Raw genomic sequence first — 15,410 nt, forward strand, 5'->3', positions numbered from 1 at the left:
GCCTCAGCAGGCGTCCAGCCCTCGCAAGACACCCGGCAGCGCCTCGGGCAGATCTTCGGCAATCAGCCCCGGACCAAAGCGGCGCGCCGCCTCCACATGGCACCATGCCGCCAGCTCGCTGGCCTGCATCGGGCCAAAACCCCGCGCCATCAGCCCTGCAATCAACCCGGTCAACACATCGCCTGATCCAGCTGTCGCAAGCCAGGGCGCCGCGCGCCCGTAACAGGCCGCATGGACCGACACCCGCCCATCGGCCGCCGCGATCACCGTATCCGCCCCCTTGAGCAGCACGACACAGCCCGCCCGCCTTGCCGCCTCGCGTGCCGCATCCACCCGCGACATGGCCGGGCCGGTCGTCGGCACCGCCACCAGACGCTCGGCCAGATCCGGGAAAAGCCGCGCGAACTCTCCGCCATGCGGGGTCAGCACGCACTGCGTCCCCGACGTCAGATCGAACAGCTCGTCCGGATTATCCGCAAAGACGCTCAGCGCATCCGCATCCAGCACACAAGCCCGCCCCGACGACACCGCCACCGCCGCCAGACTGGCCGTCGCCTCGCTCACCCCCATCCCCGGACCAAGCCCGATGGCCGAAAACCGCGGATCGTCCAGCAGCTCGGCCAGCGCATCGATATCTGGCACAGGGCGCATCATCAACGCAGTGATCTGTGCTGCGACCTCGGCCTGCGCCCCCGGCGGCACGCCAAGCTTCACAAGCCCCGCCCCGATCCGCAGCGCCGCACGCGCCGCCAGCCGCGCCGCCCCTGTCTGCCCCGCATCTCCCGACAGGATCAGCGCATGACCATGCCCGTATTTATGCCCCTGCCGCTTGTCCAGAACCTCCCCGTCAGGCGCATCGACCAGTTGCGCCACCAGCGGATCCTCCGGCCCCTCCAGCCCGATATCCGCAATCGCCAGTGCCCCACAGGCCGCAGGCCCGTCCTGCAGATAATGCCCCAGCTTGGCGGCGTGGAAACTCACCGTCAGATCGGCGCGTACCGTCTCGTGATAGCGCGCCGCGCCCTCGCGCCTCAGATAGCGGCCTGAATCCGCGCAAAGCCCGCTTGGCACATCCACCGCGACAACCCTCGCGCCCCGCCGTGACGCCATCTGCGTGGCCAGCCCGAACGCATCCACCCCCTCCAAGGGCCGCGTCAGCCCCGTGCCAAAAAGCGCGTCCACCAGCAGCACCCGCCCATCATGTCCGCTGTCCGGCAAGGCGAACGCGCCCTCGCCTTCCTCGCGATAGGGGCGCACCGCGCCGCCCATCGCGCACCAGCGGTCATGATTGGCCCTGGCATCGGGCGGCAACCTCTCGGGATCACCCAAAAGCCACAGATCGACCTCCCAGCCCCAGTCGCGCAGCAGACGCGCGATAACGAACCCGTCGCCGCCATTATTGCCCGGCCCACAGAGCACGGCCGCCCATCCCGGCGCCTGCACCAGATCCGGCCATTGCGAGAAAACCGCCTCGACAACGCCCCGCCCGGCGCGCTCCATCAGCTCCAACCCGGTCACCTGCCCCGACTCGATGGCCTCGGTTTCAAGGGCGCGCATCTGCCCGGCACTCAAGACTTCGGTCATCATCTCACTCCCAAGTTTCCAAAACGGCGCAAATTTATGCATTTCGATTAAATTTTACGCATGACCCAAGCGCCACCCGGCCGACGCCAGCGCCTTTTACCCTATCCGATTGAGCCCCCCGGTGAGAAGTGGTCTCACAGGCCCGCAATACATGGCGAGGGAGGCCGAAGCCCATGAAGAAAATCGAAGCGATCATCAAGCCGTTCAAGCTTGACGAGGTCAAAGAGGCCCTTCAGGAGGCCGGGATTCAGGGGCTTTCTGTCATCGAGGTCAAGGGTTTCGGGCGCCAGAAAGGCCATACCGAACTCTATCGCGGGGCAGAATATGTCGTGGATTTCCTGCCCAAGGTGAAAATCGACGTCGTCATCGACGATGACCAGGTCGATCAGGCCATCGAGGCGATCATCGACGCCGCAAAGACCGACAAGATCGGCGACGGCAAGATCTTCGTCAGCCCCGTCGAACAAGCCATTCGCATCCGGACCGGCGAAACCGGCCCAGACGCTCTTTAATCCACACCGAATACAGACCCACTATCAGAAAAGGGAAGAAGGCACATGAGCCAGAAAGCAATCCTCCAGCAGATCAAGGAAGAAGACGTAGAATACGTCGACATCCGCTTCACCGACCCGCGCGGCAAGTTGCAGCACGTCACCGTGATGGCCGATCTGGTCGATGAAGACTTCCTTGAAGAAGGGTTCATGTTCGACGGCTCCTCGATCGCCGGCTGGAAATCGATCGAAGCCTCCGACATGAAACTGATGCCCGACACCGAGTCGGCCTATATCGACCCGTTCTACGCCGAGAAAACCCTCTGCGTGCATTGCTCGGTGGTCGAGCCCGACACCGGCGAACCCTACGAGCGTGACCCGCGCGGCACCGCCCAGAAGGCAGAAGCCTACCTGAAATCCTCGGGCATCGGCGATTCCGCCTTCTTCGGCCCCGAAGCCGAATTCTTCCTGTTCGACGACGTGCGCTTCTCGAACAAGATCAACAAGGTCTCCTACGAAATCGACGCGCTCGACGCCTCGTGGAACACCGACACCGAATACGAAATGGGCAACACCGGCCATCGTCCGGGCGTCAAGGGCGGCTATTTCCCCGTAAACCCGATCGACGATGGTCAGGATATCCGCTCGGAAATGCTCAGCACCATGAAGCGCCTTGGCATGAAGGTCGACAAGCACCACCACGAGGTGGCGTCGTGCCAGCACGAGCTGGGCCTGATCTTCGGCACGCTGACCACGCAGGCCGATGAGCTTCAGAAATACAAATACGTGATCCACAACGTGGCACAGGCCTACGGCAAGTCGGCCACCTTCATGCCCAAGCCGATCTATGGCGACAATGGCACCGGCATGCACGTGAACATGTCGATCTGGAAAGACGGCAAGCCGCTCTTCGCAGGCGACAAATACGCCGATCTCAGCCAGGAAGCGCTGTATTTCATCGGCGGCATCCTCAAGCACGCCAAGACGCTCAACGCCTTCACCAACCCGTCCACCAACTCCTACAAGCGTCTGATCCCCGGCTTCGAAGCCCCGGTTCTGCGCGCGTATTCGGCCCGCAACCGGTCGGGCTGCGTCCGGATCCCATGGACCGAGTCGCCCAAGGCAAAGCGCGTCGAAGCCCGCTTCCCCGATCCTTCGGCCAACCCCTATCTGTGCTTCTCGGCCCTGTTGATGGCCGGCCTCGACGGCATCAAGAACAAGATCGATCCGGGCGAAGCCATGGACAAGAACCTCTACGATCTGCCCGCCGAGGAACTCGAAGGCATCCCCACCGTCTGCGGCAGCCTGCGCGAAGCGCTCGAAGCCCTGCAGGCCGACCATGCCTTCCTGCTGGCCGGTGACGTCTTCACCAAGGACCAGATCGACGGCTATATCGACCTCAAGATGGAAGAGCTCGAAACATACGAGCACACACCCCATCCGGTCGAATTCATGATGTATTACAGCTGCTGATCGCGTTCCCGCCCCTCCGGGCGGGATCACGCAGCGCCATCATGGGACAGTGAAACGAAGCGCCCCCTCTGCCGGAGGGGGTGCATTTTCATGACCGCGCCCAAAGGCCCGGCGCCGTGGCCAGCGGGTGGTGACCCGTGGTGACAATCCCCGGATCGGAAACAATACACGCAAAAAGTGTGCATTGCCCCAATCTCATCCCATTTGAAACAAAACATATCCAATATCGACCTTTAAGAAAGCCTGTGGTGCGCGATGCAAAGATAGGCGATGACATGACGAAGCAGATTTCCCGGCTGACGGCGGGGCTGGTGTTTTCCAGCGATCGCGAGATCGACATGACGCGCAGCGCGCGGCATGCCGCCGCGACGCTCGACAGCCTGGGGCACAAACCCTCCGGCCTGCGCATCCTGCGTGACCGAACGGCGCAAATTGCCACATCCCGGCACGTGATGCGTCTGCGGACAAGGGCCGAAACCGCCCCAGATCAGGCATCCCGGCAGCCGGGCATCTGCCTCGAGCTTTCGTTGACCGCGTCTTGCGCGCCTCTCGGCACCGATCCCTCCGGCTTGAGCCCCGATATGGTGGTGACCCATGTGCTCAAGGCGCTGCACAGCCTGCTTCATGCCGATCACATCCGGTGGGTCGGCGACACCCGCCTGATGTCGCGCGGTGATTTCGATCTCATCACCGCCAATCTGCCCCGGATCAGCACCACCGCCCCGCGCCTCGACCCCGGCCTTCCCCCGCTCGTCACACCGCCCGCGCCCGAGGCGACCCGGCAGGACTTGCGCGATTTCCTGTGCCGCATCGACGCCGAGGACAATGCCCCCGAGGCCCAGCAGGTGATACGACCCATCAGCGACCTGCAACGCCTTTCTGCGTGGCTGATGACCTATGCCGTGGTCCTTCTGGCGCTGCCCGTGGGGCTGGCGCTTCTGCTGATTACCGTCATCAAGGGCGAAAATCCGCGCCTCGCCTCCCAGACAGCGGCTCTCACCGGGACCTTCCTCGCCTTTCAGACCTATGGCACCGCGGCCCAAGCCATGAGCGCGGTGCAATCGCTTCTGTTCTGAAGCGTTTTTGCGTCCGGGCTTCACCACCCTGCGCGCCCCTTCATTTTGGCTTTGTGGACAGCCGATGCTCCGCTAAGCTTTCACTTGGTCCGTTTTGTTCCGAGGATGTCATGCCAACCCGCCCTCTGATGATCCGCCTTCTGGCGCCGCTCGGTCTGTGCAGCCTTGCGCTCTTGCCTCCCCTGCCCGCTCACGCCGCCGCTTGCGGCAATGACGGCGCGGGCTTCGCCGCCTGGAAATCCGCCTTCGCCGCCGAAGCCGCGCGCGCCGGGGTGGGCCAGCCCGGCCTTCGCGCCCTTGCCAATGCCCAATACGCCAGCCGCACCATCGCCGCCGACCGCAACCAGAAAAGCTTTCGCTACACGCTCGAGAAGTTCATGCAGGTCCGCGGCGCCGAGACGATCATCGCCCAAGGGCGCAAACGCAAGGCCCGCGACGCCGCGTTCTATGACGCGCTGGAGCGTCAATACGGCGTGCCTGCGGGCGTGCTGATCGCCATTCACGGCATGGAAACCGGCTTTGGCGGCTTCATGGGCGACAGCGCCGTGGTCTCGGCGATTACCACGCTGGCCTATGATTGCCGCCGCTCCGACTTCTTCATCCCCCATGCCATCGGCGCGCTCAAACTGGTGGATCGCGGCACGATCACCGCCGACACCCGCGGCGCCAAACACGGCGAGCTCGGCCACACCCAGTTCCTGCCCGGCAACGCGCTCACCTACGGGGTCGATGCCAATGGCGACGGGCGTGTTGACCTCTACACTCTTTCCGATGCACTCGCCTCGACCGCCAATTTCCTGCGCCAGAAAGGCTGGCAACCGGGTGCTGGCTATCAGGAGGGCGAACCCAATTTCCGCGTGATCCAGCAATGGAACGCCGCAGGCGTCTACCAGAAGGCGATCGCGATCATGGCCGAGCGGATCGACAGGCCCTGACCCTTCTCCCCCGAAAATCACCTTTCTGCCGCATTTAGATCAATTTAGCAGCATGATTGAGCGCTTAACTCGTAGGTGAACCAATACATCAACGGGCAGGTCGGGGGGATCCTCATGCAGACCCAAGGGTATGTTGTCGGTTTCGAGTATGGCGCATGTCCGCGCATGGACTTCCACGATATCGTCGAGGAGTTCGACCTCGCATTCCACCTCGTCGACGCCCAGACACGGGCTCTGATCTGGGATTGCGACGATATCGCGGTGATCGAACGCGACTACCTGCGCGTGGCCCTTGGCTGGCTGCCGCCCGACGAGGAGGATGGCGCCTGGCACGTGATCGCAGCCGTCGGTCCGACCGATCCGCACCGCCAGCCGCCCTTCATCATCTCGTCCTTCCGCCAGATCGCCGATCAGATCGCCGAGCGGATGCAGGAGGTGCTGCCGCCCCGATCCGTTATACGCGGCGAGGCCCATGCGCAGGTCGGTCCGGACCTGATCGACTCGCTCTTCGATCTGCTGCGCGACACCGCGCACACGCCCTGTGACACCGCGCCTCCGGTCAAGCCCACATCCACCACGGTGCCGGACTGCGACAAGCTGCTGGACACACGGGACATATCGGGACGGGACGACACGATGTACGAATACGACGAGCGCGGGATCGACACGCTGCCCATGCTGCCCATGCTGCCCCCCGCCGCCGCCCTGACGCGCTGGCTGGGCCAGCGTGCGGAGCCCACGAAACCGATGCGCCTGACCATTCATGCGCTGGCGCTCACCATGATGCTCTACGTGCCGCCCGTGGGAGCCTTCATGTTCGTCTACACGATGCTGCGCGACATGGCGCCCCTGTCGGCCTGACCCCTCGGATCAGCCCGGTTCCTCCCCAACCTGCAGCATGTAGGTATGGATCGAGAACACGCAGGCCCGCGTCTCGGGCAGGCGCAACACGCATTGCCGCTCCGAGCGCAGATAGGGATAGCGCGCATCCGCCTCGGCCAGATCCTTTGGCGCGATGCGCGAGCGTGGCTGAAACAGATCGGGCCGCGCATAGCGCAGCGCATTGAACCGCCACAAGGGCCGATCCACCTGCACCCCGTCGAACAGGCGCTGCACCCGCCGCGCGAGACCCTCGTCATATTCCGGCACCGGCACGTGGATGGCGGTGAGCGCCCGGCCGATCTTGTCCGCCAGCCGCCAGCTTGCCGGAAAACACAGCACCGCCGCGGTCAGCACATGCTCATCGCCCCGCTTTTCCATCAGGCACAGATCTTCCTGCACCAGATGCCCCAGCGTACCCATCGGATCATACCGGTCCAGCGGGATCCGCGCGCCATCCGGTCGCGTCACGTCTTTTGCAGAAATACTGTAACCCTCGCCATGTTTTGCCAACCAGTCCAGTACATATTGCAAAAGCTCATCCACCGCCGCGCGCCCCTCGGGGCGCACGGCCAGCACATCATCGCGCCGCTCGCGCAACAGCCGCGCACGCTCGGCCATCTGCGCGGCAAAGGCGTCATCCACCTGCAACCATGTCGCTGAATCAAGCGGCTGGATCCCCGGCAAGGGGCGCGGTGCCATGGCATCATAGGGCAGTCGGGTCTGGAATATGCCTGTCATGCCCGCATGTTTAGAAACACCACCCCCCAAAAGACCAGCCGATTTTTCGCAGAAAAATCGCCCCCCACGAAAATTCGCGAATTTTCTAGCCACCCGTTGCGCGGCGATACTCGGTGCGCATCCGGTAATCCTTGCGCGGGCCTTTCACCTGCCAGACCACCTGCCAGACGGGCCAGGCGTCGAACGCGTAACACCCGTCATACTGATCGGGATCGCACCAATGCCCGGTCTCGCCGCCCCAAAGCGGCACCTGGTGAAAGAACCGCCCATCCTCGAACCACACCGTGAGATCGTCGCGCCACAGATAGCTGCGCCGCGCCTCGACCGCCGGCTGGTCACCGATCTGCAGCCGTCCCGCCTCCTCGCACAAGAGCCCTTCGGGCACCGCGCGCCATGTGGCCATGCCCTCCAGCCGGGCCTCCGGCCCATCCGCCTGCACGATATGGCGCGTCATGTGCCAGCGGCCCTCGAAATCGGCCAGCCTACGCGCGCGGCCCTTCGGCGCTTGATCCGTCATCTGCCCGATCAATCGCTTGCCATCCTCCGCCATCTGCTTGCCGCGTGGCGCCCATCCGTCTAAACCCGCGCCAACCGTTACAGGATACGCAAAGGCCCGTCACATGATTCCCCGCTATTCCCGCCCCGACATGGTCGCCATCTGGTCGCCCGAAACCAAGTTCCGGATCTGGTTCGAGATCGAGGCCCATGCCTGCGACGCCATGGCCGATCTGGGCGTGATCCCCCGTGCCAATGCCGACGCGGTGTGGAAAGCCAAGGACGTGGACTTGGACGTGGCCCGCATCGACGAGATCGAGGCCGAAACCAAGCATGACGTCATCGCCTTCCTGACCCATCTAGCCGAACATGTCGGCAGCGACGAGGCGCGTTTCGTCCATCAGGGCATGACCTCCTCCGATGTGCTCGACACCTGCTTCAACGTGCAGCTCACCCGCGCCGCCGATATCCTGCTGGCCGATATGGACGGGCTTCTGGCCGCCCTCAAGCGCCGCGCGTTCGAGCACAAGGATACCGTGCGCATCGGCCGAAGCCACGGCATCCATGCCGAGCCCACCACCATGGGCCTGACCTTCGCGCGCTTTTACGCCGAGATGGACCGCAACAAGCGCCGCCTGCAACAGGCCCGCGCCGAGATCGCCACCGGCGCCATCTCGGGGGCGGTCGGCACCTTCGCCAATATCGACCCCCGCGTAGAAGAGCATGTCTGCGCCAAGCTCGGGCTCGAGCCCGAACCCATCTCGACGCAAGTGATCCCCCGTGACCGCCACGCCGCCTTCTTCGCCACGCTCGGCGTCATCGCCTCGTCGATCGAGAATGTCGCCACCGAGATTCGCCACATGCAGCGCACCGAAGTGCTCGAAGCGGCGGAATTCTTTTCCATGGGGCAAAAAGGCTCCTCGGCGATGCCGCACAAGAAAAACCCCGTCCTGACCGAAAATCTCACCGGTCTGGCGCGGCTCGTGCGCATGGCGGTGGTGCCCGCGATGGAAAACGTGGCCCTCTGGCACGAGCGCGACATCTCCCATTCCTCGGTCGAGCGCAATATCGGCCCCGACACCACGATCACGCTGGATTTCGCCCTGCACCGCCTGACATCGGTGATCGACAAGCTGCTGGTCTATCCGCAGAACATGCTGGACAACATGAATAAATTCCCCGGCCTCGTGATGTCGCAGCGGGTGCTTCTGGCGCTCACCCAGGCCGGTGTCAGCCGCGAGGATGCCTACCGCCTCGTGCAGCGCAACGCGATGAAGGTCTGGGATCACCGCACCGATTTCCGCGAGGAACTGCTGGCCGACGACGAGGTGCGCGCCGCCCTCTCCGAGGACGAGATCAACGAGAAATTCGACCTTGGATACCACACCAAGCATGTCGACACGATCTTCGCGCGCGTCTTCGGCGAAAGCTGACGATCCCATCCCGTTTGCCCGATTTTCAGGCAGGGCGGCCCGCTTGGGCCGCTCTTGGCGCATCCGGCGCGATTCCGGATTTTGCCGAACGGCAAACCCGTGCTATCCTCTGGTTGAGTGCAACAGGAGAGATGTAAGATGAAAGCGAAGATCGTTCTGACCACCGCCGCCCTCACGCTTGCCTCGGCCATGTCCGTACAGGCCGGATGCGGCAAGCATGAGCAGCAGGCCATGTCCTGCGCCGATGGCGCGACCTGGGACAGCGCAACCAAAACCTGCGTGCCCCAGACCACAAGCTGACCGGCAATCATCAGTTCCGAACCTGTCCGGGGCGCCCTGCGGCGCCCCGTGTCATCTGAGCACATCCTCCCTCGAATTCGGCCTGCCTTAGCCCTTTCTTCATCCCTTGTGTCTAGGCTTCAGCCATTGACCTGAACGGGGACAGGCGGATGACCCAGACACAGCTTGCGCGCCTCTCGCCGCCGCGTGCGACGCGGCCCGCCGCCGCGCGCCTGACCAAGGCGCAGAAGGCCGCGATCATCGTGCGATTCCTGCTCAATGAAGGCGCCGATGTGCCGCTCACCGATCTGCCCGATGCGCTGCAGGCCACATTGACCACCCAGATGGGCACCATGCGCTATGTCGACCGCAGCACGCTCGCCGATGTGGTCGCCGAATTCGCGGCCGAGCTTGAGGCGATGGGCCTGACCTTTCCGCGCGGCGTGGCCGGGGCGCTCTCGGCGCTCGATGGCCGGATCAGCCCGCAAACCGCCGCCCGCCTCAGAAAGGAAGCCGGCGTGCGGCAATTCGGCGACCCTTGGGAACAGGTCCGCGCCGCCAGCCCCGATGATCTGCTGGCCATTCTCGCCCGCGAAAGCACCGAGGTGGCCGCCGTCATGCTGTCGAAACTCGATGTCGAACGCGCCGCCGATCTCTTGGGGCGCCTGCCCGGCGATCAGGCCCGTCGCATCACCTGTGCCGTGTCGCGCACCGGCGCCGTGACGCCCGCCGCCGTGGACCGGATCGGCCTTGCGCTGGCCGCGCAACTGCATGACGTGCCAGAAACCGCCTTCGATGACGGGCCGGTGGAACGGGTCGGCGCGATCCTCAACGTCTCGGCCGCCGCCACGCGCGACAACCTGCTGACCGGGCTGGACGAAACCGATCAGGATTTCGCCCGGCTGGTGCGCAAGGCGATCTTCACCTTCGTGCATATCCCCGAACGGGTCGCCCCGATGGATATCCCCCGCGTCACCCGCGAGGTGGATCAGAAACTGCTGGTCACCGCCCTTTCGGGCGCGCTCAAGGGCGATATGGCCGCCGATCTCTCGGGCGTCGCGGATTTCATCCTCGACAACATGTCCAAACGCATGGCTGACGCCCTGCGCGACGAGATCGAGGAATTGGGCAGCGTCAAACCCCGCGATGCCGAAGCCGCGATGACCCAGGTCATCAACGCCATCCGCCGGCTCGAGGCGGCGGGCGAGCTGACCCTTATCAAACCCTCCGACACCGACGAGGATGCCACCGCCTGACACCGCAGATGATCCGAAGATGGACAGGGGCGCGCCCGGGCCCTACCTTGCCGGCATGACCGCGCACCCCCTTGTTCTCGACGATCTCTCCTGCCCCGCACCCCGCACCCCGCTCGGCACCACATGGGAGCTGGTGTCGGACCGCGTGATGGGCGGCGTCTCGGACGGGACCCTCACCCGCACCACCCTGGCCGGGCGCATGGCCTTGCGCCTCAGCGGATCGGTCAGCCTTGAAAACAACGGCGGCTTTCTGCAAATGGCGCTCGATCTGCGCCCTGATGGCTCTGCGCTCGATGCGCGCGCCTTCACCGGGGTCGAGCTTGATGTTTTCGGCAATGACCAAAGCTACAACCTGCATCTGCGCACCGCCGATGTGATCCGCCCCTGGCAATCCTACCGCCTTGCCTTCACCGCCCCTGCGCAATGGAGCACGCTGCGCCTGCCCTTCTCGGATGTCACCCCCCACCGCGTCGATGCGCCCTTCGATCCCGCCACGCTGCGCCGGATCGGCATCGTCGCCATCGGGCGCGCGTTTCGGGCCGATATCGCCATCGCCCGGATCGCGCTTTATCCCTGACCCAAGCAGCCACTGGACAGCGCCCGCATCCGCGCTTACGCTGCCGCTCATGAGCGATACAACTGGCAAACGCTGGCACGACATGGGCGGTCAATCCGCAGGCCCGATCTGTGCCGATCAACATGATTTCGCCCTTTGGGAAAAGCGCGTCGATGCGCTGATGGTGCTGTGCTCAGGCGCGGGTTTCTTCACCGTCGACGGTCTTCGCCGCGCGCTCGAGGACATGGGCGAAGAGGCCTTCGAAACCATGAGCTATTACGAACGGTGGATTGCCGCCATCAACCAGAACCTGGTTGAAACCGGCGCCTATACACTGGCCGAGCTTGGCCAGCGCATGGACGAGATCGCCGCGCGCGGCCCCACCTATGCCGCCGCCCAGAAAGAGGCCGGCACTGATGGGGCCAGCCATGGCTGAGCGTGTCCGCGTCAAGGCAATGATGCCGCCGGGCCATGTGCGCGCACCCTCTTACCTGCGCGGCAAGACCGGCGTGATCGAACGCGCGCTCGGCCCCTTCCCCAACCCCGAGCAACTGGCCTATGGCCTGCCCGCCCCCGAACAGCCGCTCTACCGCGTGCGCTTCACCATGTCCGAGATCTGGGGCGACGCCGCCGAACGCCCCTCCGATACGCTCGACGCCGAAATCTACGCCCATTGGCTGGAAAGGGTCTGACGCGATGCCGCATGACCATCACGACCACGACCATACCCACGATCACGATCACGGCGGGCTCAGCCCCTCGGGCCATCCCTACCGCGCCGACAACGACGCACCGCTCAGCTATTGGCAGCGCATGGAAATCGCCGTGCGTGAGTTGATGATCGAAAAGGGTCACCTGACCGCCGATCAGGTCTCGGCCCAGATCGACAGGATGGATGCCCGCAGCCCCGCCAATGGCGCCGCCGTCGTGGCCCGTGCATGGGTCGATCCGGACTTTCGCGCGCGCCTTCTGGCCGATGCCGGCGCCGCCAGCCGCGAGATGGGCTTCGATATCGGCCCGCTGCACCTGATCGCCGTCGAAAACACCACCGACGTGCATAACCTCATCGTCTGCACGCTGTGTTCATGCTATCCGCGCAACCTTCTGGGCCTGCCGCCCGACTGGTATAAGACCCGCGAATACCGCTCGCGCGCCGTGCGCGAGCCGCGCGCCGTGCTGCGCGAATTTGGCCTCGACCTGCCCGACAGCACCACCATCCGCGTGCATGACAGCACCGCCGACATGCGCTATATCGTGCTGCCCGCGCGCCCCTCGGGCACGGACGGGCTGGACGAGGACGCCCTCGCCGCCCTCGTCACCCGCGATTCGATGATCGGCACCGGCCTGCCGCGTACACCCTGACCGCCCGAGCGCCTTGTGATTGCGGGGCACTCGGCATATGTCTGCGGCCCGAGGACTTGCCGTGCACATGGACCCGATGACAGATACGCCCCCTCCCCCGTCCCTTGTCAGCCGCTGGCGCGACACCGGGCTTGGCCTCGCGATCTACGCGCCCATCGCCCTGGCCCGGGTGCTGCCCTATCGCTGGCGCGTGCCGGTGATGGGCTGGGTGACCTCCAGGATCATCGCGCCCATTGCGGGCTATGACCGACGGGTGCGCGAAAATCTCGACCATGTGCTGCCCGACCTTCCCGAGGCCGAGGTCAAGCGCCTCGCCCGCGCCGTGGCCGACAATGCCGGGCGCAACATGGTCGAGCTGCATTCCACGCCCGAATTCATCGCCCGCACCCGCGACATTTCCCTCGAAGGCCCCGGCCTTGCGGCGATCCGCGCCGCCCGCGCCGAAGGCCGCCCCGTGATCTTCGTGACCGGGCATTTCGGCAATTTTCACGCGGCCCGCGTGGCGCTGGTGGCGCAGGGCTTCGACATGGGGATCTTCTACCGCCCCATGGCCAATGCCTTCTACAACCGGCGCTACACGCAGTGCATGGAAATGCTCAGCACGCCGATGTTCCAGCAGGGCCGCGGCGGCATGCGCCAGATGGTGCAGCATCTGCGCTCCGGCGGGGTTCTGGCGATCCTGACCGATCTCAACGCGCTGGACGGTGTCCCGCTCAGCTTTTTCGGCAAGCCCGCCCTCTCCTCGCTGGCCACCGCCGAGCTTGCCCTGAAATTCGACGCGCCGCTGGTGCCGGTCTGGGCGATCCGCAATCCCGACGGGCTGAGTTTCCGGGTCATCGTCGAAGAGCCGATCCGCGCCACCGACGCCGTGACCATGACCCAAGAGGTCAATGACCGGCTCGAGGCGCAGGTCCGCCAGAACATGGATCAGTGGTTCTGGATTCACCGCCGCTGGAAAAACGGCACCGGCCCGCTGGCCGATCGGGCCGCCAAACAGCTCGAACGCCAGCAAGGCCGCGACCAACCCTGAGCCTGAACCAGAACCTGGAGCCTCCCGCCCGCGCGCCAGCCCGTCAGGGCTGACAAGCCCTGCCTGTCAGATCCGACAAGCCCGTGCTCAGGTCCACTTCGCCAAGGGCGGCAGGCTCATCAACACCGCATTCGCGTCATGCCCCGTGGCCAGCCCGAACTTGGTGCCCCTGTCATAGACCAGGTTGTATTCCGCATAGAGCCCGCGATGCACAAGCTGCGCGTCCTTATCGGCCTCGCTCCAGTCCTGCACCCGGCGCTGTTCCACCAACGGCACATAGGCCGGCAGGAAGGCCCGCCCGATATCCTGCGTCAGCGCGAAATCCGCCTCCCAGTCGCCGGTGTTGCGGTCATCCATGAAGATGCCGCCGACACCACGCGCCCGGTTGCGATGCGGCACATAGAAATACTCGTCCGCCCAGGCCTTGAGCGCGGGGTAAAGCGCCTCGTCATGCGGGTCCAGATGGGCCTTTTGCGTCGCATGGAAATGCGCCGTGTCCTCGTCATATTCCAGACAGGGGTTCAGGTCGGAGCCGCCACCGAACCACCACGCACCCGGCGTCCAGAACATCCGCGTGTTCATATGCACCGCCGGGCAATGCGGGTTCTGCATATGCGCCACAAGGCTGATGCCGCTGGCCCAGAACCTCGGATCGCTCTCCATCCCCGGCACGCCGCGCGCGGCCATCGCCTGCTGGGCCGCCGCACCAAGGCTGCCATAAACCTCCGAGACGTTCACGCCCACCTTCTCGAACACCCGGCCGCCGCGCATCACGCTCATCAGCCCGCCGCCCGCATCCGATCCATCGTCGCTGCTGCGCTTGGTCTCGGTCACCTCGAAGCGCGCCGCCGGCGCGTCGCTCATCGGACCGGTCGCGTGGCTGTCCTCCAGCCCCTCGAAGGCCGCCACGATCTCGTCGCGCAGCTGGCGAAACCATGCCGCCGCGCGCTGTTTTTCCTCCAGCATCTCGCCACTCATCCCCGTTCCTCCCGCTCTGTCCCTGATCTCAATGCGCCGGCGCCGCCACCGGGTCCAGCAGGCAGCGCCCGCCATCCACCGTCATGATCTGCCCGGTCATGAAACATGACCCGTCGCTTGCCAGATATTGCACCGTCTCGGCAAGCTCCGTCGGCGCCGCGATGCGCCCAAGCGGCGTGTGATCCTCGATATCCGCGCGATAATCGCGATTGTCCCGCAACGTGTCCTGCAGCGAGGCGCTCATCACCGATCCGAAGGCCACCGCATTGACCCGGATGCGGTGCGGCGCCAGCGCCACCGCCAGACTGCGCGTCATCTGATCCAGCGCCGCGGTCGACACCGAATAGGCCAGCAAATTGGGATGCGTGCGCCGCGCGGCAATCGACGACAGGTTGACGATCGTGCCCGCCACGCCCTCGTCCTGCCCTTCGGCCTGCTTTATCATGCGCTTGGCGACCATCTGGCTCAGCCGAAGCGAGATCATCAGGTTTTGCTGCAACAGCACCTCGATCGCCTCGTCATCGGGGTCCAGCGCATCCGAGGGCATGATCTGCCGCGAGGCGTTGATGAGAATATCCACCTGATCGAAGGCATCTATCGTGGCCGACAAAAGATTGGCCAGCGTCAGCCTCTCGCGCAGATCACCGGCGAAATAGCGGATATTGCTGTCCTCGTCATTCTCGCCCAGTTCCTTGATGAGATGCGCCTCGTCGATATCGGCGAACATCACATTGGCGCCCTTGTCCGCGAAATGCCGACCGATCGCCAGCCCGATCCCGTTGGCGCCGCCGGTCACGATGGCGGTCTTGCCGGAGATGGAAAAAGACATCTGCAGACCTTCC

General features: G+C 64.8%; 18 protein-coding genes. 13 read left to right on the forward strand and 5 right to left on the reverse strand.

What is annotated here, in order from left to right; all coding sequences use genetic code 11:
* Positions 1 to 3: 3 nt before the first annotated feature.
* A complete protein-coding gene (locus RAZWK3B_RS07095; RefSeq protein WP_037295323.1) occupies positions 4 to 1,584 on the reverse strand; it encodes a bifunctional ADP-dependent NAD(P)H-hydrate dehydratase/NAD(P)H-hydrate epimerase in 1,581 nt (526 codons plus the stop codon).
* 173 nt (positions 1,585 to 1,757) lie between these two features.
* Between RAZWK3B_RS07095 and RAZWK3B_RS07100 the strand changes: the two genes are divergently transcribed.
* The 5 genes from RAZWK3B_RS07100 (at position 1,758) to RAZWK3B_RS07120 (ending at position 6,420) form a co-directional block, all read left to right on the forward strand.
* Entirely contained in the window at positions 1,758 to 2,096 is a 339-nt protein-coding gene (locus RAZWK3B_RS07100; RefSeq protein ID WP_007813600.1) for a P-II family nitrogen regulator, read from the forward strand.
* A gap of 45 nt (positions 2,097 to 2,141) precedes the next feature.
* Entirely contained in the window at positions 2,142 to 3,548 is a 1,407-nt protein-coding gene (gene glnA, locus RAZWK3B_RS07105) for a type I glutamate--ammonia ligase (protein ID WP_007813603.1), read from the forward strand.
* Between the two features lie 275 nt (positions 3,549 to 3,823).
* Entirely contained in the window at positions 3,824 to 4,624 is an 801-nt protein-coding gene (locus tag RAZWK3B_RS07110) for a hypothetical protein (RefSeq protein ID WP_157132187.1), read from the forward strand.
* 128 nt (positions 4,625 to 4,752) lie between these two features.
* Positions 4,753 to 5,559, forward strand: coding sequence for a lytic murein transglycosylase (locus tag RAZWK3B_RS07115; protein ID WP_007813606.1), 807 nt, complete (start codon positions 4,753 to 4,755; stop codon positions 5,557 to 5,559).
* A 114-nt stretch (positions 5,560 to 5,673) separates the two neighbouring features.
* Positions 5,674 to 6,420 carry a hypothetical protein gene (locus RAZWK3B_RS07120; RefSeq protein ID WP_007813607.1) on the forward strand — a complete coding sequence of 249 codons (747 nt, stop codon included), beginning with the start codon at positions 5,674 to 5,676 and terminating at the stop codon, positions 6,418 to 6,420.
* A 9-nt stretch (positions 6,421 to 6,429) separates the two neighbouring features.
* Here the strand turns inward: RAZWK3B_RS07120 and RAZWK3B_RS07125 are convergent, their stop codons facing one another.
* Both RAZWK3B_RS07125 and RAZWK3B_RS07130 read right to left on the reverse strand, forming a co-directional pair.
* Positions 6,430 to 7,179: a heme-dependent oxidative N-demethylase family protein gene (locus RAZWK3B_RS07125; protein ID WP_007813608.1), complete on the reverse strand. Its 750-nt coding sequence runs from the start codon at positions 7,177 to 7,179 to the stop codon at positions 6,430 to 6,432.
* 85 nt (positions 7,180 to 7,264) lie between these two features.
* The gene (locus RAZWK3B_RS07130) at positions 7,265 to 7,729 is read right to left on the reverse strand and encodes a DUF6314 family protein (RefSeq protein WP_007813609.1); all 465 of its coding nucleotides are present in this window, start codon (positions 7,727 to 7,729) and stop codon (positions 7,265 to 7,267) included.
* A 70-nt stretch (positions 7,730 to 7,799) separates the two neighbouring features.
* On the opposite strand from RAZWK3B_RS07130, the gene purB reads away from it, so the two are divergent.
* The 8 genes from purB to RAZWK3B_RS07165 all read left to right on the forward strand — a co-directional run bounded on the left by purB (position 7,800) and on the right by RAZWK3B_RS07165 (position 13,590).
* Positions 7,800 to 9,107, forward strand: coding sequence for an adenylosuccinate lyase (gene purB, locus RAZWK3B_RS07135; protein ID WP_007813610.1), 1,308 nt, complete (start codon positions 7,800 to 7,802; stop codon positions 9,105 to 9,107).
* Between the two features lie 138 nt (positions 9,108 to 9,245).
* The gene (locus RAZWK3B_RS21415) at positions 9,246 to 9,407 is read left to right on the forward strand and encodes a hypothetical protein (protein WP_007813611.1); all 162 of its coding nucleotides are present in this window, start codon (positions 9,246 to 9,248) and stop codon (positions 9,405 to 9,407) included.
* A gap of 149 nt (positions 9,408 to 9,556) precedes the next feature.
* A complete protein-coding gene (locus RAZWK3B_RS07140; protein ID WP_007813612.1) occupies positions 9,557 to 10,642 on the forward strand; it encodes a flagellar motor switch protein FliG in 1,086 nt (361 codons plus the stop codon).
* 55 nt (positions 10,643 to 10,697) lie between these two features.
* The gene (locus tag RAZWK3B_RS07145) at positions 10,698 to 11,219 is read left to right on the forward strand and encodes a CIA30 family protein (RefSeq protein WP_037295325.1); all 522 of its coding nucleotides are present in this window, start codon (positions 10,698 to 10,700) and stop codon (positions 11,217 to 11,219) included.
* 49 nt (positions 11,220 to 11,268) lie between these two features.
* Complete coding sequence (locus tag RAZWK3B_RS21795) at positions 11,269 to 11,634, forward strand: SH3-like domain-containing protein (RefSeq protein WP_286131800.1); 366 nt, start codon at positions 11,269 to 11,271, stop codon at positions 11,632 to 11,634.
* Positions 11,627 to 11,890 carry an SH3-like domain-containing protein gene (locus RAZWK3B_RS21800; protein WP_007813618.1) on the forward strand — a complete coding sequence of 88 codons (264 nt, stop codon included), beginning with the start codon at positions 11,627 to 11,629 and terminating at the stop codon, positions 11,888 to 11,890. The genes RAZWK3B_RS21795 and RAZWK3B_RS21800 overlap by 8 nt, the downstream gene beginning before the upstream one ends.
* Before the next feature lie 4 nt (positions 11,891 to 11,894).
* Entirely contained in the window at positions 11,895 to 12,560 is a 666-nt protein-coding gene (gene nthA, locus RAZWK3B_RS07160; RefSeq protein ID WP_007813619.1) for a nitrile hydratase subunit alpha, read from the forward strand.
* 67 nt (positions 12,561 to 12,627) lie between these two features.
* Positions 12,628 to 13,590 carry a lysophospholipid acyltransferase family protein gene (locus RAZWK3B_RS07165; protein WP_007813621.1) on the forward strand — a complete coding sequence of 321 codons (963 nt, stop codon included), beginning with the start codon at positions 12,628 to 12,630 and terminating at the stop codon, positions 13,588 to 13,590.
* 87 nt (positions 13,591 to 13,677) lie between these two features.
* On the opposite strand, the gene hemF is transcribed toward RAZWK3B_RS07165, so the two are convergent.
* Positions 13,678 to 14,568, reverse strand: coding sequence for an oxygen-dependent coproporphyrinogen oxidase (gene hemF / locus RAZWK3B_RS07170; protein ID WP_007813624.1), 891 nt, complete (start codon positions 14,566 to 14,568; stop codon positions 13,678 to 13,680).
* A gap of 28 nt (positions 14,569 to 14,596) precedes the next feature.
* Entirely contained in the window at positions 14,597 to 15,397 is an 801-nt protein-coding gene (locus RAZWK3B_RS07175; protein ID WP_007813626.1) for an SDR family NAD(P)-dependent oxidoreductase, read from the reverse strand.
* Positions 15,398 to 15,410 lie beyond the last annotated feature (13 nt).

Source organism: Roseobacter sp. AzwK-3b (assembly GCF_000170875.1).
Lineage (GTDB): Bacteria > Pseudomonadota > Alphaproteobacteria > Rhodobacterales > Rhodobacteraceae > Roseovarius > Roseovarius litoreus.